The 19,213-nt window shown below is 31.6% G+C and carries 16 protein-coding genes; 9 read left to right on the top strand and 7 right to left on the bottom strand.

The features are described 5' to 3' along the window. The first annotated feature begins 197 nt into the window (after nt 1-197). The 8 genes from FG167_RS17185 (at nt 198) to FG167_RS17220 (ending at nt 9,409) form a co-directional block, all read left to right on the top strand. Nucleotides 198-1,088 carry a 3-hydroxyacyl-CoA dehydrogenase family protein gene (locus FG167_RS17185; RefSeq protein ID WP_203459436.1) on the top strand — a complete coding sequence of 297 codons (891 nt, stop codon included), beginning with the start codon at nt 198-200 and terminating at the stop codon, nt 1,086-1,088. Nucleotides 1,089-1,174: 86 nt separating this feature from the next. After that, nucleotides 1,175-2,413 (top strand): DUF1015 domain-containing protein, encoded by a 1,239-nt coding sequence (locus tag FG167_RS17190; RefSeq protein ID WP_203459437.1) that lies wholly within the window; start codon nt 1,175-1,177, stop codon nt 2,411-2,413. Between the two features lie 125 nt (nt 2,414-2,538). Then, nucleotides 2,539-3,201 (top strand): YggS family pyridoxal phosphate-dependent enzyme, encoded by a 663-nt coding sequence (locus FG167_RS17195; RefSeq protein ID WP_203459438.1) that lies wholly within the window; start codon nt 2,539-2,541, stop codon nt 3,199-3,201. A 53-nt stretch (nt 3,202-3,254) separates the two neighbouring features. Then, nucleotides 3,255-4,619, top strand: a complete 1,365-nt coding sequence (locus tag FG167_RS17200; protein ID WP_203461146.1) for an exonuclease domain-containing protein — start codon at nt 3,255-3,257, stop codon at nt 4,617-4,619. Then, nucleotides 4,620-6,581, top strand: a complete 1,962-nt coding sequence (locus FG167_RS17205; protein WP_203459439.1) for a DUF3857 domain-containing protein — start codon at nt 4,620-4,622, stop codon at nt 6,579-6,581. A gap of 26 nt (nt 6,582-6,607) precedes the next feature. Beyond that, nucleotides 6,608-7,441: an ion transporter gene (locus FG167_RS17210; protein WP_203459440.1), complete on the top strand. Its 834-nt coding sequence runs from the start codon at nt 6,608-6,610 to the stop codon at nt 7,439-7,441. Between the two features lie 234 nt (nt 7,442-7,675). Continuing rightward, nucleotides 7,676-8,602, top strand: a complete 927-nt coding sequence (gene miaA, locus FG167_RS17215; RefSeq protein ID WP_203461147.1) for a tRNA (adenosine(37)-N6)-dimethylallyltransferase MiaA — start codon at nt 7,676-7,678, stop codon at nt 8,600-8,602. A 45-nt stretch (nt 8,603-8,647) separates the two neighbouring features. Continuing rightward, nucleotides 8,648-9,409: a DUF5995 family protein gene (locus tag FG167_RS17220; protein WP_203459441.1), complete on the top strand. Its 762-nt coding sequence runs from the start codon at nt 8,648-8,650 to the stop codon at nt 9,407-9,409. A gap of 88 nt (nt 9,410-9,497) precedes the next feature. On the opposite strand, the gene FG167_RS17225 is transcribed toward FG167_RS17220, so the two are convergent. From FG167_RS17225 to FG167_RS17245, 5 genes are all read right to left on the bottom strand, one after another. Continuing rightward, complete coding sequence (locus tag FG167_RS17225; protein ID WP_203459442.1) at nt 9,498-10,208, bottom strand: response regulator transcription factor; 711 nt, start codon at nt 10,206-10,208, stop codon at nt 9,498-9,500. 4 nt (nt 10,209-10,212) lie between these two features. After that, the gene (locus FG167_RS17230; protein WP_203459443.1) at nt 10,213-11,793 is read right to left on the bottom strand and encodes a sensor histidine kinase KdpD; all 1,581 of its coding nucleotides are present in this window, start codon (nt 11,791-11,793) and stop codon (nt 10,213-10,215) included. 70 nt (nt 11,794-11,863) lie between these two features. After that, the gene (gene coaE / locus FG167_RS17235; RefSeq protein ID WP_203459444.1) at nt 11,864-12,457 is read right to left on the bottom strand and encodes a dephospho-CoA kinase; all 594 of its coding nucleotides are present in this window, start codon (nt 12,455-12,457) and stop codon (nt 11,864-11,866) included. A gap of 46 nt (nt 12,458-12,503) precedes the next feature. Continuing rightward, nucleotides 12,504-13,469, bottom strand: a complete 966-nt coding sequence (locus tag FG167_RS17240; protein ID WP_203459445.1) for a CdaR family protein — start codon at nt 13,467-13,469, stop codon at nt 12,504-12,506. Beyond that, a complete protein-coding gene (locus tag FG167_RS17245) occupies nt 13,469-14,473 on the bottom strand; it encodes a glycosyltransferase family 2 protein (RefSeq protein ID WP_203459446.1) in 1,005 nt (334 codons plus the stop codon). Before FG167_RS17245 ends, FG167_RS17240 begins: the two co-directional genes overlap by 1 nt. Nucleotides 14,474-14,548: 75 nt before the next feature. On the opposite strand from FG167_RS17245, the gene FG167_RS17250 reads away from it, so the two are divergent. Next, entirely contained in the window at nt 14,549-15,655 is a 1,107-nt protein-coding gene (locus FG167_RS17250; RefSeq protein ID WP_203459447.1) for a sulfotransferase family 2 domain-containing protein, read from the top strand. An 86-nt stretch (nt 15,656-15,741) separates the two neighbouring features. Here FG167_RS17250 and FG167_RS17255 read toward each other — a convergent pair whose 3' ends face one another. Next, nucleotides 15,742-17,058 (bottom strand): T9SS type A sorting domain-containing protein, encoded by a 1,317-nt coding sequence (locus tag FG167_RS17255; RefSeq protein ID WP_203459448.1) that lies wholly within the window; start codon nt 17,056-17,058, stop codon nt 15,742-15,744. A 182-nt stretch (nt 17,059-17,240) separates the two neighbouring features. After that, on the bottom strand, nt 17,241-19,145 hold the full coding sequence (locus tag FG167_RS17260; RefSeq protein WP_203459449.1) for a T9SS type A sorting domain-containing protein: 1,905 nt from the start codon (nt 19,143-19,145) through the stop codon (nt 17,241-17,243). Nucleotides 19,146-19,213: the final 68 nt, after the last annotated feature.

Genomic DNA, 19,213 nt, shown 5'->3' on the forward strand with positions numbered 1-19,213 from the left:
AACTTGAAACTTGCTCTCCTCTTTAGTTAAAGAGGAGAATGAATTTTGATTTCACTTTTAAAAGAAATCAAAAGAAAGAGGAGTTTTAAATTAATGATAAACAGCTTCCCATTCCTTCCTGTCAGTTGGCAGCCTTATGGGAATATTAAACTAACAGATTTCCGCTTTCGCGGAAATAAAAAATAAAAATTATTTTTATGAAAAACGTAGCAGTAATCGGAGCTGGAACCATGGGAAATGGTATTGCGCATACTTTTGCACAATCTGGATTTAACGTACAACTTATAGATATAAGCGAAGCTTCTTTGGAAAAAGGAATAAACACCATTTCTAAAAATTTAGATAGAATGGTGGCTAAAGAAAGAATTACAGAAGCAGATAAAGCAGAAACCTTAGGAAATATTACCACTTTTACAAGTATTCCTGAAGGTGTTAAAAACGCAAGTCTTGTTGTTGAAGCAGCTACAGAAAATGTGGATTTAAAGCTGAATATTTTTAAGCAGTTAGACGAAGCTTGTGCTGCAGATACCATCTTAGCTTCCAATACTTCTTCTATTTCTATTACACAAATAGCTGCAGTTACTAATCGTCCGGATAAAGTAATTGGTATGCACTTTATGAATCCAGTGCCAATTATGAAATTGGTAGAGATTATAAGAGGTTATAATACCAGTGACGAAGTAACCAATACCATTATGGAACTTTCTAGAAAATTAGGAAAGACACCAACAGAAGTAAACGATTACCCTGGTTTTGTTGCAAACCGTATTTTAATGCCAATGCTTAACGAGGCTATTGAAACACTATACAATGGTGTTGCCGGTGTGGAAGAAATTGATACCGTTATGAAATTAGGAATGGCGCATCCAATGGGACCATTACAATTAGCAGATTTTATTGGACTAGATATTTGTCTTTCTATTTTAAATGTGATGTATGACGGATTCAAAAACCCAAAATACGCACCTTGTCCGTTATTAGTAAATATGGTAAGAGCTGGAAAACTAGGTGTGAAATCTGGTGAAGGTTTTTATGATTACTCGCAGAGTAGAAAAGCCGAGCATGTTTCGAAGCAGTTTGTTAAGTAATAAAACAGTCGCAGCTTTCAGTCGCAGTCACAGTCATACTCAGTCCTGCTACTGCGACTGAAAACGGTGACTGAAAACTAAAATTTATGCCAAAAATAATTCCCTTTAAAGCCGTTCGTCCAACTCGTGACAAAGTAAGTCTGGTAGCATCACGCTCGTACCAAACCTACACACAAGCAGAACGTGAGGCACGATTAGATTACAATCCGTTTTCATTTTTACATATTGTAAATCCTGGCTACAAGTATGCACATGAGATTACGGGAGAAGAACGTTATACCTTAGTAAAAAATCGCTATTCCGAATTTAAAGAAGACAATATTTTTGTTCAAGACAAAAAACCATCCTTTTATATTTATAAAATTGTAGATCGGGAACATCAAGTTTTTCATGGTATTGTAGCAGCTGCAAGTGCCGAAGATTACGAAAAAGATACCATCAAAAAACACGAAGACACTTTAGAGTTTCGCGAGACTATTTTTAAAGACTATTTAAAAACCGTTGGCTTTAATGCAGAACCAGTACTACTCACCTATCCGGATAATAAAATTATTGCTTCTATTTTAAAGGAAACAGAAAAGGAACGAGCAGAATTTGAGTTCACCACAACCTATAGAGACACCCATTATCTTTGGAAAATTGAAGACCAAGCTATAGTAAAAACCATTTCCAAAGAATTTCAAAAAATGGAAACTATATATATTGCAGATGGGCATCATCGTTCCTCTTCTTCTTATTTATTAAGTAAAGATTTAAAAGAAAGTAATCCAGAACATAACGGAACAGAGCCTTATAATTTTTTTATGAGCTTTTTAATTCCGGAATCTGAATTACGTATTCATGAATTTAATAGATTAGTAAAAGATTTAAATGGTTTAACTAAAGAAACTTTTTTAATTAAACTAGATACCGCATTCCGAATTGAAAACAGAGGAATAATACCATACAAGCCAAGTAAAAAACATCATTTTAGTATGTATTTGGATGGCGAATTTTATTCGTTATATTTAAGAAAAACGAATTACAATTTTAATAATTCGTTAGATGCATTAGATTCGCAATTATTGTATAAAACCGTTTTACAGCCCATTTTAGGTATCGACGATTTAAGAAATGATAGTCGTATCAAGTATCTAAACGGAAAAACAGATATCATCAATTTAAAAAGCAGCATTGACAATGGTGAATTTGCCGTTGGCTTTGGTATGATTCCTGTTACTATAAAGGAGATGAAACAAATTGCTGACGATGGTTTAAAAATGCCTCCAAAAAGCACATACATAGAACCGAAGCTGAGAAGCGGCGTTACTATTTATGAGTTTTAAGTTTTATAGCAAAAGATAAAAAGAAGAAGGCATTAGTTGTCATTCCGAGCGCAGTCGAGGAATCTCATGAATTAATAAAATAAGTAATAACATTAATAAGATTCCTGTCAACGCAGGAAATAAGTATGAGCATCACAAAAAATTTACAAGACATACAATCACAAGTCCCTGAAAACGTAACCCTTGTTGCGGTTTCTAAAACCAAACCTGTAAGCGACATCATGCAAGCCTATGAAGCCGGTCAACGCATTTTTGGAGAAAACAAGATTCAGGATATGGTAGATAAATATGAGGAAATGCCAAAAGACATTGCTTGGCACATGATTGGTCATGTACAACGCAATAAGGTCAAATACATGGCACATTTTGTAAGTTTAATTCATGGTGTAGAAAATTTTAAAACGCTAAAAGAAATAAACAAACAAGCAGCAAAACACGATAGAAACATTGACTGTTTATTACAAATAAAAATAGCTTCCGAAGATTCTAAATTTGGAATGACTGCAGACGAAGCTTCCGAAATACTACAATCTTCAGAATTTTCAGAATTAAAAAACATTACTGTTATTGGTGTTATGGGAATGGCTACATTTACCGAAGACCAAGAACAAATCCGAAGCGAATTTCAGCTATTAAAATCCATATTCGAAGACTTAAAAAAAGTAAACCATAAATTTACTACTATTTCTATGGGTATGAGTGGCGATTTTAAACTAGCAATAAATTGTGGAAGCACGATGGTTCGTGTTGGAAGTAGTATCTTTGGAGACAGAAATTATAATAATTAGTTTTTCGTTTTTAACACATCAAATAAATGAAAAACAAATAAACAAATACACTTATTTACACAATAGTAGACATAGAAACCACTGGTGGAAAGTATAATGAAGAAGGTATTACAGAAATAGCCATTTACAAATATGATGGTCATGAAGTGGTAGATCAATTTATAAGTTTAGTAAATCCAGAGCGCGAAATACAACCATTTGTAGTCAACCTAACAGGAATTAACAGCAATATGTTACGCAATGCCCCTAAGTTTTACGAGGTAGCAAAACGTATTGTAGAAATTACCGAAGGCACTATTCTTGTTGCGCATAACGCTAAGTTTGATTACCGAATTTTACGTACAGAATTTAGACGTTTAGGTTTCGAATTTAAACGAAAAACACTTTGTACGGTAGAACTTTCTAAAGATCTTATTCCAGATCAACCTTCTTACAGCTTAGGAAAACTAACAAGAGCATTAGGAATTCCTATTGCCGACAGACATAGAGCTTCAGGAGATGCTTTTGCCACCGTGAAGCTATTTAAAATGTTATTAGATAAAGATTTGAAAAAAAACATTATTCAAGAATCTATTCGACAAGAGCCTAAAAACCAAGTAGAATCTAGACTTTTAAATATTATTGAAATTTTACCATCTACAACTGGCGTTTATTTTATGCATAAAGAAGATGGCGAAATTATTTACATTGGTAAAAGTAAGAATATTAGAAAACGGGTTAACCAGCATTTTACGGGTACTTCCCATAAAGCTAAAAAAATACAACTACAAGTTGCAACAGTAACTTATGAGGCTTGTGGTAGCGAGTTGGTTGCTTTATTAAAAGAAAGCGAAGCCATAAAACAAAACAAACCCATTTATAACAGAGCCTTAAGAAAAACGGTTTTCACACATGCACTTTACAGTTTTGAAGATGAAAAGGGTTATATCAACCTAAAGATTGATAAAGTGGATGGTAGAAAAAAACCAATAACCACTTTTAACAATAGACAAAGTGCAAAAAGCTTTATGTTTAGTCGCGTGGAAGAATACAATCTTTGTCAGAAACTTACCGGTTTATACGAAACAAAAACAAACTGTTTTAATTATACCGTAAAAAGCTGTGAAGGTGCTTGTGTACAAGAAGAAAACCCAGAAACCTACAATAAACGTGTACAAGAACTTATAGATAAAAATGCTTTTTCTAACGAAAACATTGTAATTATAGATAAAGGTCGTGAAGTAGATGAACGTGCTGCCATACTTATACAAAATGGTGTTTTTAAAGGTGTTGGATTTTATAGTTTAAACTATCAAATAACCAATATAGATGTTTTGCAGTCTATAATTACTCCAATGGAAAATAATAAAGACACGCAACATATTATTAAAAGCTATTTAAGACGAAATAAAAGACTGAAGGTTATAAATTTAGATTAAATGAAAAAAAGGCTATTATTCCTATTCTTACTTTTTACAACAATTATTTTTTCACAATCCCAAAAATTTCAATCAAATGATTTTGCTATAAGCAGAAGCGACCTTGAAACCAATACCTTTGAAAAAGATTCTACAGCTAATGCATTAGTTATTTACGAACTGGGAAATAGCTATGTAGACAAACATAGTTTTAAACTAAATACCGACTTTAAACAAAAATTAAAAATTTTTAACAGAAAAGGGTTTGACCATGCAAACATCTCGATTTATTTATACAATAGTGATGATAAAAAGGTTAAAATAAAAGATATAAATGCTACTACAACTAATTTAATTGACAACAAGGTTGTTAAAACACAATTAAAAGAAAGCGACATTTTTGAAGAAAAATACAATGATAATTATACCATAATAAAGTTCACCTTTCCAAATATAAAAGAAGGATCTGTTTTAACCTATTCCTACACTTTAGAATCTCCATTCATATATAAATATAAAGGCTGGAATTTTCAAAGTGAGATACCAAAATTACACAGCGAGTATCATGCAAGTATTCCTGGTAATTACGAGTACAACATAAAACTTGTAGGCGGAAAAAAACTGACGACCAATACTTCTGAAATTGTAAAATATTGTTTAAAAGCCGGAAATGGAGGAAGTGCTAATTGTTCAAATTATGTGTATATAATGAAAGATATTCCTGCTTTTGTTAATGAAAAATACATGACAACGAGGGATAATTACCTTGCTAGAATTGAATATGAATTAAAAATATATAGAGATTTTGAAGGAGGCGTAGACTATATTACTAAAAACTGGAAAACTACAGATAAAGAAATAAAATTAGACCCTAATATTGGTAAGCAACTTAATAAAAATGTTCCTTCAAATGATATTTTAGAAGCATCTATTCTTAATCAAACAGACACATTAAAAAAAGCAAAAGCCATTTTTGAAACTGTTAAAAATAAGTATATCTGGAATCAAGAGTATAATCTTTTTGGAGACACTTCCATAAAAAACTTAATAAAAGTTAAATCCGGAACTGCTCCAGAAATTAATATCTTACTGCATAATTTACTAGCTCAAAACAATATTCCTGTAAAACCCATTTTATTATCTACTAGAAAAAACGGATTACCAACAACTGTTTTTCCTGTAATCTCCGAATTCAATTATTTAATTGTACAAGTAACTATTAATAACAAAATCTATTTTTTAGATGCAACCGACAACTTTTTGCACTTTGGCCAATTACCATTTAGGTGTTTAAATCAATATGGAAGACTTTTAGATTTTAAAAATGGCAGTAAATGGATAGATATTGAAGACGCGTCTATATCAAATTCAAGATACAGAGTAAATATTAGTTTAGATGAAGCCTTAAATATTAAAGGAGAAGTTAACCATATAACCTCAGGCCATCATGCATTATCCGAAAAAAAATCTTTCTTTAAAAATGCTTCCCAACATGAAAACAAACTCATAGAAAAATATAAAAATTTTACTATTTCTGATTATCAAGCGGAAACAGAAGACAAAAACAGCTTAGAGTTTAAAGAAAATTTTAAAATTAATTATGAAGCAGAAAAAATTGGAGACAATATTTATTTAGATCCTTTTTTATTTAAATTTTTTAAAGAAAACCCTTTTAAACTTCAAGAAAGATCGTACCCCATAGATTTTGGCTATCAAGATGCTTTTGTTTATTCCTACAAAATAGCTATCGATGACGCCTTTCAAATTGTAGAGACACCTAAAGACGTTTCCCTTAAATTACCAGAAAACACAGGCCAATTAATCTTTAAAACGACGGTTAAAAATAATGAAATTATAATGTACTTTAAGCTGACCTTCAAAAAAGCCATATATATTAAAGAGTTTTACCCGTATTTAAAAGAAATAATGAGTACCGTTGTTAACGTACAAAACAACTCTTCAATTGTTTTAAAAAGAAACTAACAAATCTTTTCACTACTTTTGACACTATGACTACTTATAAAGTAAATAAATGGCGACTTAAACTTCAAGAAATTATCTACGAAGCAGATACTCCTGCTGGAAAGCTATTTGATGTAGTCTTGCTTATAACAATTATCGCTAGTATTATACTTGTTATGCTAGAAAGCGTAAGAAGTATTGATTTAAAATACCACAATCTTCTTAATATTTCAGAATGGGTTATCACTATTCTTTTTTCTTTAGAATATGTCGCGAGAATTATTACCGTAAAAAAGCCATTAAAATATATTACTAGCTTTTATGGGGTAATCGATTTACTTTCTACCATCCCAAAATATTTATCTCTAATATTTGGAGGTGTGCATGCGCTTGCGGCTTTACGTGCTTTACGTTTGCTGCGTGTTTTCAGGATTTTAAAACTCGCTCGTTATTTAGGAGCCTCTAATAATTTACTAACCGCAATAAAAGCAAGTCGTGTAAAAATTTCTGTTTTCCTATTTGCCGTAGTTATTATATCTATCATTCTAGGTACCATTATGTACATGGTAGAAGGCGAAGAAAATGGTTTTACTAATATCCCAAAAAGCGTCTATTGGTGTATTGTAACACTTACAACGGTTGGCTATGGAGATATTGCACCACAAACCCCAATAGGCCAATTTATAGCCTCTATAGTAATGATTTTAGGGTATGGAATTATAGCAGTACCAACAGGGATTGTGACTTCAGAGCTAACTAAAACGATGGGGCCAGATAAAAAGATTCACACCAACACACAAGCTTGCCCAAACTGTTCTAAAGAAGGTCATAAAGACAATGCAGAATTTTGTTATTCTTGCGGACATAAATTACATCTTTAATTTTTGGGCGTTTTCTACTACGCAAAAGCTTCGTAGCACCAGGCTTTCCTTTATACCTGCCTGCCGGCAGGTAGGTCTTTTTTGTCGAGAGCCGGATTAGAAGATGTTTTGTGCTTCCTATAAAAATATATTTTTCCCACAGTAATATTCCCATAAACAAAAAAGGATGACACTTCAATCGTTAACACTTTTGTTTATTGCTAATAACAAGTATCTTTACCCACAAATAAGTAAATTATCAAACCAACAACTTCACATAAAATATTAATCTCTATTGTAGGTCCAACTGCTATTGGTAAAACAAACCTCAGCATTAAACTCGCAAAACATTTTAATACCGAAATTATTTCGGCAGACTCCAGACAGTTTTTTAAAGAAATGCAAATTGGTACTGCAGCTCCTACTCCATTAGAATTAGCAGCAGCAAAGCATCATTTTATTCATCATAAATCTATTGAAGAACCATACAGCGTGGGTGCTTTTGAAAAAGATGTCATACAAAAACTAGAAACTTTATTTAAAGAAAAGGATGTGGTGATTATGGTTGGTGGTTCTGGTTTATACGTCGATGCCGTTACCAAAGGATTAGATCATTTTCCTGAGGTAGATAAAAGCATCCGAGAAAAACTAAATGCGGAATTAGAAAAGGAAGGCTTAGAATCACTTCAGGAGCAATTAAAGGACTTAGACCTAGAAACCTATAATACCATTGCTTTAAAGAATCCGCAACGTGTAATTCGCGCTTTAGAAGTTTGTATTGGTACCCAAAAACCATATTCCTCTTTTTTAAATAAAGACAAAAACAATAGACCTTTTAAAACCATCACTTTGGGTTTAACTGCAGATCGTGAGATTATTTATAATCGTATAAATAAACGTGTAGATATTATGCTAGAAGAAGGTTTGCTAGACGAAGTAAAAAAACTAACGCCCTATCAGAATTTAAACGCCTTAAATACGGTCGGTTATAAAGAGATTTTTAATTATTTTAATGAAACGTGGACTTTAGAATTTGCAATTAGCGAAATAAAAAAGAATTCTCGCCGATTTGCAAAACGACAACTTACCTGGTTTAAAAGAAATGAAAATACCTTGTGGTTTGACTTTGAAACGGATTTAGAAACAATAATTAAAAAAGTTTCGAATAAAATAAACGCTTAATAATTACTGGTAATTGATTATCTTAATGGAATAATAATCAATGCTATGCATCGTCCTACCACCATTCCAGAAGTTCTAAACCAATTAGATATCATCATAGAGCAATCGATAGCTAATAATGATAGAATTGGCTTATTCGCCTTTATTTACAGAAGGACTACTGCCGAAATCCTGAAAGAAATTCAACTAAAAAACTTTGAAGATAATGCTCGCTTAGAAAAACTAGACGTAGCTTTTGCAAACCTTTATTTAGATGCGTACAACAACTACATAAATAATAAACCAATACGTAAATGTTGGGAATTTGCGTTTCATACTAAATCCGAAAGTCTAACCATTTTACAGCACATTCTCTTAGGCATGAATGCACATATTAATTTAGACTTAAGTATTTCTACAAGTGCAACCATGGCTGGAGAAGATTTAGTGGATATTGAAAACGATTTTAATACAATAAATGACATTCTTTTTAGTATTGTTAATGAAATGCAAGACCGATTAAGCAAAGTGTCTCGCCTTATGTTTTTGTTAGATATACTAGGCAAAAATACAGATGAGAAAATTATAGATTTTAGTATGCGAAAAGCCAGACAACAAGCATGGAACAGTACCAATTTGTTATGGTCTATAGGGAATAATGCAAATACAGAAGCCATAGATAAAATAGATGTACTGGTTTTAAAATTATCAGAAATTATAAAATCACCAAAATCTAAAATGCTACAATTTGCATTAAAAGTAATCGCTAAATTTGAAGAAAAGGACGTTGACATTATTATTTCAAAACTGAAGAGCAATTCGTTTTAAAACAATTTTATAGCTTTATAATAAAGTAGGAAGCAAAAAAAAATCCAACGCAAACGCTGGATTTTTTTTATTCTTAGTATCATATAATTTAAGCTTCGGTATTCACTACCAATCTAAAGCCTTCTCCATGAATATTTAGTATTTCTACTTTAGGGTCTAGTTTTAAATATTTACGCAGCTTTGCTATGTATACATCCATACTTCTTGATGTAAAGTAATTATCGTCTCTCCATATTTTGGTTAACGCTAATTCTCTAGGCATTAAATCATTTTCATGTAATGCTAACATACGTAAAAGCTCGTTTTCTTTTGGAGAAAGTTTTACTTGATCCCCTCCATTATAAGTTAAAAAACGAAGTTTAGAGTTTAAATCAAACCCTCCAATTTTAAACTCAAATTGTTTGCTATCTGTAATAGTATCTGAACCTTTACGTTGAATTATTGCTTTAATTTTCATTAAAAGCACTTCACTATCAAAAGGTTTATTTAAATAATCGTCTGCACCAACTTTATACCCTTTAAGCACATCTTCTTTCATTGCTTTTGCAGTTAAAAAAATGATAGGCACTTCTTTATTTTTTTCTCGTATTTCTTTTGCTAGCGTAAAACCATCTTTATAAGGCATCATTACATCTAAAATACATAAATCGAAATCATCTTTTTTAAATTTTTCAAAGCCTTCCATACCATTTTTGGCATGTGTAACTTCGTAATCATTCATCATTAAATAATCTTTTAAAACAATTCCGAAATTTGGATCGTCTTCTACTAGTAATATCCTTTTTTGTTGTTCATTCATAGCTTTATGATATTAATGGAAGCCTTATGGTAAAAGTACTTCCTTTGTCTTTTTCACTTTCTACAGATACATGACCTTCATGATCTTCAATCATTCTTTTTACATAAGCAAGACCTAATCCATGACCTTTTACATTATGTATATTTCCTGTGTGTTCTCTATAAAATTTTTCAAAAACACGTTTTTGAGCTACTTTGCTCATACCACTTCCGTGGTCTTTAATTTTTAACAGAATATTTTCTCCTACATTTTCTGTAGAAACTTCTATTTCTGGTGCTTCTGGAGAATACTTGATGGCGTTATCCAGAATATTTACAATTACATTAGTAAAGTGTGTATCGTTTGCTAAAACCGTAGTTTTCTCTGCGGCTAAATTTGTTTTTAAGAAACCGTTCTTGTCTTCTATAATTAACGCTACATGTGTAATTGCATCTTCTATTAAGTCGTGCAAGTCTACACTTTCCTTACTAATATTTAATTCATTTTTTTCAAGTTTAGATATTCTTAGCACATTTTCTACTTGCGCATGCATCCGTTTATTTTCTTCTTTTATCATGCCAAGATAACGCAGTACTTTTTCCTTATCGTCTATAATTTTCGGATTTCGTATTGCGTCTAAAGCCAAGTTAATAGTAGCTATTGGTGTTTTAAACTCATGCGTCATATTATTAATAAAATCTGTTTTAATTTCAGAAATTTTACGTTGCTTAAAAAGTTGTAATAATGCACTTGCGTAAGCAATAATAATTATGGATGTAAATATTACAGACAATAACATCATGGTAATCACCGAAGACCAAATAAATTTATTATGCTCCGGAAAATTAACTAGTAATCTATAATTGTTTTCGTTTAATTCGTTTTCAAAAATTGGCACACTAAAGGTCGAAGCATTTTGTAATTCAAAAGCATCACTATGCACTTTTGTTGCAAGATCATTATCATAAATAGCATATTGAAAATCAATATTAATATTATCTTCATTAAGCTGCTTTTTTAATAATCTATTAAGTTCTTTTTTTAATACTCTTTGATGAATAGGCACTCTACTTGCATATATTCTAGATGCTTTTTCAAAATTTATTTTTTCTGCTTCGGTAAGTCTTCCAGAATTGGAAATACTCAATATTGGATTTCTTTTTAAATCGATATCCGTTCCGCTAGCATTAGAATAAATCTTGGTTTCCGAGTTGCTTATTATTTTTTGAATATTAATACTATCTCTATCTAAACCTATGTCAAAGAACGCGGAAGACAATGCGTAATTCTCTTCAAAAATCCCACTTTTATACACTATTGTTTCGTTAGTGTTTTGATTTTGCTGAACAATAAATAAGTTTCTAATTGCTACTGTATCTGCTTGCTTTTTTTCTTCCGCAAGCTTTTGATACGAGGTGTAATACTTATCTATTTCATTATTCTCTATCGTAGCTGTAGTATAACTTAATGCTTTTTTTACATTAAATGTAAACTGCTCCTTCTTATTATCTATTGAGTTTTTTATATAATACGCCTGTACAGAAATAATTCCTATCAGCGATAAGCTCATTAAGATAATTAGTAAGATGAATAGTTTTTTGCTCATCTGGTCAAAATTAACATTTTAACATTTAGGTGTTATCGCTTTTAACCTTACATTAACAGAAATGTTAAAATTATAGACTTATAATAGATTTAAGTAGTTGATTATGGGTTTTTTGCACCTGAATAATAGTATTTTCTAAAATATCATTCTGAATAACAAATTGAGACAATGCTATTCTTTCTTCGTCTTGCCATTGATTTTTCAAAATAGCTTCAATTTTAGAAACTGTGGTTTCGTCTCTTTTTAACAAACGTGCTATTCGCGTTTCTATTGTTGCAGTAACCGTTATGATGTAATCACATTGTTTGTAGCTTCCGTTTTCAAATAAAATAGCTACTTCTTTAATGACGTATGGTGCGTCTTGTTTTTTTAACCATCTTTTAAAATGACTGGCAACTTTAGGGTGCACAATGTCATTCATTTTTTGTAAAATACTTTTGTCATTAAAAATAATCTTAGCTAAATAAGGTCTGTTTAGCTTGTCGTTTTTATACGCATCATCTCCAAAAAGAGCAATTAACTTTCGTCTAATAACTTTAGACCTATTCATGAGTTTCTTGGCTTCATCATCTGCAATATAGATAGGCACGCCTAGTTTTTCAAATTCTTTTGCTACTGTGGTTTTACCACTACCAATTCCACCTGTAAGTCCAACTATTTTCATGTACTATACTATTAATTATGATTACTAACCTTCTATAACGGAAAGTTTATTCTGCAATAATAAATTCTATATAATCTTGCTTAATTTTATAATGCTTCACAGATTCTGGTTTTTTATCGAGCTCTGGGATTAAATAAGATTGTCCTTTTACTAATTTGCTATAGTCACAAATTACCCTAAAATCTTTGGCTTCTATAGTATTAAAATTAGCCAAACTTGTGTAATAAGAAACGTTTACTTTTTTAGGGAAGTGCTTTAACTTTACATCTATGGGCACATTAATTATTTGTACCGTAATTGGCAATGTACCTTCCGTATATTTTTCCACTTTAGCTTTAAGAGCAACTTTATTTACAGAAAACTTTAAATCATTATCTAAACCTTGAAAATTTAAATTTGTGAATTTTGAAATGTTCTGTTTTACATTCGTTAAAACAACAGTGTCTGTTTCTATTTTATCTATTTTATCTAGGATGGCCTTTGCTCCTATAATTTTAATTGAATCAGGCTCTAAAACAATAGTATTGGTAAGGTTGTAACCAGGACTATAACTTATTTTTGAGAGTAATTTAACAGGAACCGTTTTAACGGCATTGACATCATAAGTAAACCATAAACTATCTGGAACGATATTAACAAGCTCTATATTTTTATTAAATTGTTTATGCAATGCAGAAAACCCTTTGTTTTTACTCCAGATATAAGCAGAATCTGTTTTATCGATATGTTTCGAAAAATCGATGCTAATTTTAGGTTTAGAAAAATGGTATTGTAACAAATCGAAACCATAGGTTTTTAAAGTAATTTCTAACACTTGACTGCTATCATTAATAATGACTTCCTCTTCTGGAATATTGATTTTATCAATAGTAAAAACAAAGGTATTTGTGTAACTCTTAGATAATTTTGTAAGTAATAAAATTCCAAAAGCTAATGCTAAAAACAATAAAAAGATATTGATCTTCTTAGTCTTTATAAAGGATAGAATTTCCGATTTAATTTTTTTTATCATTATTTCTTAAAAAATAATTCAGGGAATTGTTCTTCTGGTTTATTGTTTAACAAACCAACAAGTATCGTCGATTTAATAAATCCATAACCATAACCAAAAAACTGAATACAAATTGCTAGCATAGCCTGTATTGCTATTATAATATTTTTTGTTTTTAATATAGCTAAAACAAATGCCAAACCAAAGTATAAAATATAAACAATTAGTAATGCTCTAAAATGGAAAAAGCTTAAAATTACGGCTAGAATGAAACCTAAACTAAAAAGGCTAGGAAACCAATATGTGATTTTTTTTGTTTGCGGATGCCAAGTGTTAAGTATTGGTCTTACCATTCCAAATTTAAATACTTGTTTGTAAAATTTAGACCAAGAAATCCTTCTTTTATGGTACACATAAGCTTCTGGAATTAATTTGGTTGTATAACCAAGTTTCCATAAACGAATAGACAAATCTGGATCTTCTCCCGGATGGATAGAGCCAAATCCCTTTGTTTTTAAAAAGGCTTCTTTAGAAATCCCCATGTTAAAACTTCTAGGTTGAAATTTATCTACACTATTTTTATTTCCTCTAATTCCACCTGTAGTTATAAACGAAGTCATTGCAAAATTAATGGCTTTTTGCAGGTTTGAAAAAGAAGCATCTGCGGCATCTGGACCGCCAAAACAAGCTACATATTCCTTTTCTAAACTAGAAACAACAGCATTTAAATAGTTTGCTGGTAAAATACAATCACTATCTAGTATGATAAAATAGTTTCCTGTCGCTTTTTGCATACCGAAATTTCTAGAGTCACCAGGACCTGAATTTGGTTTGTAATAATATGCAATATCTAATTGGTCTTCATATTTACTTACCACCTCTTTAGAAGGTATTGTAGAACCATCTTCTACAATAACTACTTGATACTTAACTTTGGTTTTTAATAATGTAAAGCTATGCAACAGCTCCTCAATTTCTTGAGGTCTATTGTAAACCGGAATAATAAAAGAAAACTCTAATTGCATGGCAACAAAGGTAAGCAAACCAATAAATATTCATCACTCAAAAAATAGTATCTTTAAATTTTAAATTTAGTCACTATGAATTCTAAGAATATTTTTATTCACATTCCTAAAACTGGAGGCACAACTATAAATTGTGTAATGAATAAAACCCAATGGCAAACGAAACCAGATTTTAATTATCGCCATATTTTATACGAAACAAAACGATCTAATTCAAAAGATATTTTTAATCCTTTAAATTATGATAAGTATGAAGCTTATAATATTTTCATGCTCTTAAGAAACCCTATAGATCGTTTAATTTCTGAATATTATTTTATTAAAGACCGTTCCGAATTTATGTCTTTAATAAAACCTGTTCCAAAAAACTTAAGCGATTACATTAAAAACAAACAGACTCAAAATTATATGGTTGGCTTTTTACTAGGAAAGCGTATGTATGACGAAGATTTGGTGAATGAAGATGATTTTGAATTGGTTATTAATACTATAAACAACTTAGATATTCATGTTGGTGTTTTTGAAGCGTACGCAAAATCCTTATCTTATTTTAGCTCCATTACCGGGATTAAATTACCTAAGCATATAGATGTAAAACGCATTACACTTAATAGGCCAAAACTGGAAAACATTTCGGAAGAAACCAAAGAATTAATCAAAAAAAATAATGCCTTAGATTTTAAACTCTATGCATATTGTTTAAAGAGATTTGAAGAGAACACAAAAGATTTTAACGCGAAAGCAATTCAATTTAAAGGAGATAAATACAACTATGTTTTAAAATATACGGAACGATTTAATTTATTAGAAACTGGACTAAAGGAAAAAAATTTTATACATACCCATCAACAGTTTTTTAACGATTTAAATCTTTATCTGCATAAACATCTTAAAATAAAAGATGGTAAAACCTATGTAAATCTATGGAACGACTATTTTATTGCTTCCATGAATGCATCTTATACTAATACTCCATTAGCAAAAAAATTAAATACATTAGATAAAGAAATGGACCCCTTAAAAAAGACGGAACAAATTTGCAATGCATTGAATCATGTTTTTAAAGGAAACCCTTCTAATTTATATAAACAACAGCTCGTCTTTAAAAAAGATAGTGTTATAATAAAAACACCCGCAAACAACGGTTTTATTTCTAAATTAAAATCGAAGTTATTTAGTTAAAAAAAGAATTAATGATGTCACTTAAATAAAAAAATCCCGTTGCTATGCAACGGGATTTTTAATATTTAATAATTTACTACTGGTTATTAATTCTTCATAATTCTTACCGTTTCTGTAGCACTTCCTATAGTTACTTTAACAAAGTAAGCTCCAGATTGTAAAGCAGACATATTAACTTCTGTATTCACCGCATTAGGAGCAGTACGTAGTACTTCTTGACCTAACATATTATAAACAGATACGTTTTCAATATCTTTTTGCGCTTTTAAAGCTAAGGTATTATTCACTGGGTTTGGATAGTAAGAAAAACTAATACGTGTTACTTCTTCAATACCTAAAGTTTGTAATGTAGGCACTAAACACCATTGTAATAAAGTACCATCATCTCCACTAGCATCATCAACAACGGTTAATGTCCAGTCTCCGTCAAAAGTTTCTGTATCAAAATCAGATAATAATGTCCCGGATGCATTTGTAACAGTGAAAACACCAATTGTTGGTTCAGAACCACAATCAATAGCCACACCTTCGTCATCAAACTCAATATCCATATTTTCATTAGAAGTACATTGATCAAACATAAGATCTACAACAGTACCTGTTGGACTTGTTAAGCTAATATCTAAATCAGCTAAAAAAGTATGATCAATAGCAATAATAACGTTTAAATCTAAAATTTCTTGAGTAGATGTTCCAGTGACAGTAATGATATCATTAACAGGAGAACCTGTAGTAATAAAACTTCCTGGCGTACTAGAATAAGCACCGCAAGAAGTTTCAGAAGGACCACAAATTCCACCCATAGCTTCTAAATCAAAATTACATGCCGCATCCGAATGAACAAGAGATATTGTAACCGAATCTCCTGATAAATATGGCCCAAAAGTATAAATCCCTGTAGTTGTTATGGTTTGAGGTGTTGTACCATCTGTAATACTAGTAGCATCACCAATAAGAGTAACATCTACATCAATAGAGAATTGATTACTAGCACAATCTTTAACAACCATTCCTCCATCTGTTAAAGCAAGCGTACATGTAGGACATGCTGCCGTAATTGTTCCTGTAAGAATATCATTTAATGGATCACCTGTTCCAACTACTATTCCTAGAGGATTTAAAATCCGATAAGACATATCACCAGGAAAAGTACCGTCCATAGAATGCATAACTGTTACGTCGTCTCCATCATTTACAGCAAAGGTTAATGTCCCTTGATATCCAGAATTCAATGTAGCTTCATCTAAAACTACAGCTCCATTTACTAGAACATCTACAGTTCCACCAGTCCAGCCGTCTCCCCAGGAATCGTTCATTTCTAAAGTGTAATCACATTGTGCATTAGCTTGAAAAGAAAATGCAAATGCGATAAAGGCAATACATAATAAAGTAATTTTTTTCATATTAAATTGGTTTTTGTTAGTGAATCATTAGTGATTTATGTAAAACTACTGATAATAATTGAACGTTTTAAGTAAAACACTAATTAATCGATAAAAATTAAAAAATTATGATTAACTACAAATTAACAAAAAAACAAAAGCCACCTAAAAGGTGGCTTTTTAATATAAAAATAAGGTTTAAATTAATTCTTAATAATCCTTACTGTTTCTGTAGCATTACCTATGGTTACTTTAACAAAGTAAGCTCCAGCTTGTAAAGCAGACATATTAACTTCTGTATTAACCGCATTAGGAGCAGTACGTAGTACTTCTTGACCTAACATATTATAAACAGTAATGTTATCTATATCTTTTTGCGCTTTTAGTACTAAAACATTAGAAACTGGATTTGGATAATAAGTAAAAGCTAAATCGTTATCAAAATCTTGTGTAGATAAGGTATTCGTTACTGAAATTGTACCAGCACCTGTTGCTCGTGCAACACCATCATCCGTTATTGCAACAAGATACGTTGCACTAGGAACTAATTCAGGATTGTCACTAGAACAACCGCCATCAATAGCCGTTGCACAATCACTATATAAAGCATACATAGTCGCTGGACCTGTAATAACAAGAGTAGAAATACCAGTTGCAGGTGTTGTAAATGTATACCAAATATCATTAACGGTAGCACCAGTAAAACAAGCTGTGTCCACAACTCCTGAATCTGTAGCTGCCGTATTATCATAAGCTACTGCTGCACCTCCTACAATTACTTCAATAGCACCCGAACATTCATCATTTATTAACAGTTCTTTTACTTGAATTTGAAATGCACCTACTGCGTTACCATAACCATCCACTTGAATGTAATAAGTACTACCACCTGTTAATGGGGATGCAGCTGTATTTATAACAGACATATAACCAAATCCAGTTTCTCCATCATCGTCACTACATTCTAATTCTGTACCAGTAGAATAATCTGTGCAATCTGTGAAAGCATATAATGCCAATTGAGAATCTGTCATTTCTGTTTCAAAATCCGTAGTTATTTCAACTAAACCAGATGCAGGAGCTACAAATGAGTACCAAACAGTATTACCGGTTGTTGTAGATCCCCAACAGGAACCAGCAACTTCGGTCGCGTCAAAAGTAGATAATGCATTCGTACCTGCAAGCGGAGCTGCATCCACAGTTAACCCTTCAGCATTACAAACATTATCATTTGCTGGTGGTGGTGGTGCAGACTCAGAAGTAAAAGTCCAAGTTGCACAACCGGTACTAGCACCAAAACAATTTATTGGAATAACCGACCAAGAATACGTTGTATCATAATCTAAACCTGTAATATTTATATTTGGAGTAGACACATTTGCTATGGTATTTCCCTCAAATACAAAATCATAATTTAGTGCTCCCGGAATAGCATCCCATGAAAAAGCCACTACTCGGCTAAGGCCATCAGTTGATTCTGTGGTTACCACATCTGTTGCAGTGTCTACAGGCGCTATAGGAATAGTACACGCTGGAACTGCTATTTCTGTACATTGATACACTTCCACATTGTCAAAAGCCCAACCCCATGCATAGTTACCTACCCATCTAAATCGCACCTTTGCATTGGAAACACCTGCTAATTCCGCAGAAACATCAATATTTTGTAATCCGTAAACGGTACTTGCTCCATAAGAAGCCACCTCTACCCAAGCAGAACCATTATATACTTCTACAAAACCAGCACCTCCATAACCAGAAGTAAAAAAGTGGTTGTAATTTAAGGTAACATTAGTTAAACCAGAGCAATCAAAAGCTGGACTTTCTAAAGCCGCATTTTCTGCAATGATACCTGCATAAGCAAAACTATCGAAAACACCGTAATTACCACTCATTCCCCCATATTCATAATAAATAGTATTGCCATCTGCATAGCCTATAGCTTCTCCTCCTGTAGCAAAAGCCCAAACTTCTCCTCCTCCTTCAATGTCGTTGTTTGTCCAGCCAGCTGGAAGTGATAATGCCGCATTAAAATCTTCGGTAAAAACCGTTTGCGCATTTAAGTTAAACATGGCAAACAATACCATTAATAAAGTAATTTTTCTCATATTAAATTGTATTTGTTAATTAATTATTAGCGTAAGCCCTAAAATTATTGATAATAATTGAATGGCTA

This window comes from Lacinutrix sp. WUR7 (assembly GCF_016864015.1).
Taxonomy (GTDB): domain Bacteria; phylum Bacteroidota; class Bacteroidia; order Flavobacteriales; family Flavobacteriaceae; genus Oceanihabitans.

Bases quoted from the DNA above. Each gene is read 5' to 3' on its own strand.
- FG167_RS17185 (WP_203459436.1), top strand. From the start codon at position 198: ATGAAAAACGTAGCAGTAATCGGAGCTGGAACCATGGGAAATGGTATT.
- FG167_RS17190 (WP_203459437.1), top strand. From the start codon at position 1,175: ATGCCAAAAATAATTCCCTTTAAAGCCGTTCGTCCAACTCGTGACAAA.
- FG167_RS17195 (WP_203459438.1), top strand. From the start codon at position 2,539: ATGAGCATCACAAAAAATTTACAAGACATACAATCACAAGTCCCTGAA.
- FG167_RS17205 (WP_203459439.1), top strand. From the start codon at position 4,620: ATGAAAAAAAGGCTATTATTCCTATTCTTACTTTTTACAACAATTATT.
- FG167_RS17210 (WP_203459440.1), top strand. From the start codon at position 6,608: ATGACTACTTATAAAGTAAATAAATGGCGACTTAAACTTCAAGAAATT.
- FG167_RS17220 (WP_203459441.1), top strand. From the start codon at position 8,648: ATGCATCGTCCTACCACCATTCCAGAAGTTCTAAACCAATTAGATATC.
- FG167_RS17225 (WP_203459442.1), bottom strand. From the start codon at position 10,208: ATGAATGAACAACAAAAAAGGATATTACTAGTAGAAGACGATCCAAAT.
- FG167_RS17230 (WP_203459443.1), bottom strand. From the start codon at position 11,793: ATGAGCAAAAAACTATTCATCTTACTAATTATCTTAATGAGCTTATCG.
- coaE (WP_203459444.1), bottom strand. From the start codon at position 12,457: ATGAAAATAGTTGGACTTACAGGTGGAATTGGTAGTGGTAAAACCACA.
- FG167_RS17240 (WP_203459445.1), bottom strand. From the start codon at position 13,469: ATGATAAAAAAAATTAAATCGGAAATTCTATCCTTTATAAAGACTAAG.
- FG167_RS17245 (WP_203459446.1), bottom strand. From the start codon at position 14,473: ATGCAATTAGAGTTTTCTTTTATTATTCCGGTTTACAATAGACCTCAA.
- FG167_RS17250 (WP_203459447.1), top strand. From the start codon at position 14,549: ATGAATTCTAAGAATATTTTTATTCACATTCCTAAAACTGGAGGCACA.
- FG167_RS17255 (WP_203459448.1), bottom strand. From the start codon at position 17,058: ATGAAAAAAATTACTTTATTATGTATTGCCTTTATCGCATTTGCATTT.
- FG167_RS17260 (WP_203459449.1), bottom strand. From the start codon at position 19,145: ATGAGAAAAATTACTTTATTAATGGTATTGTTTGCCATGTTTAACTTA.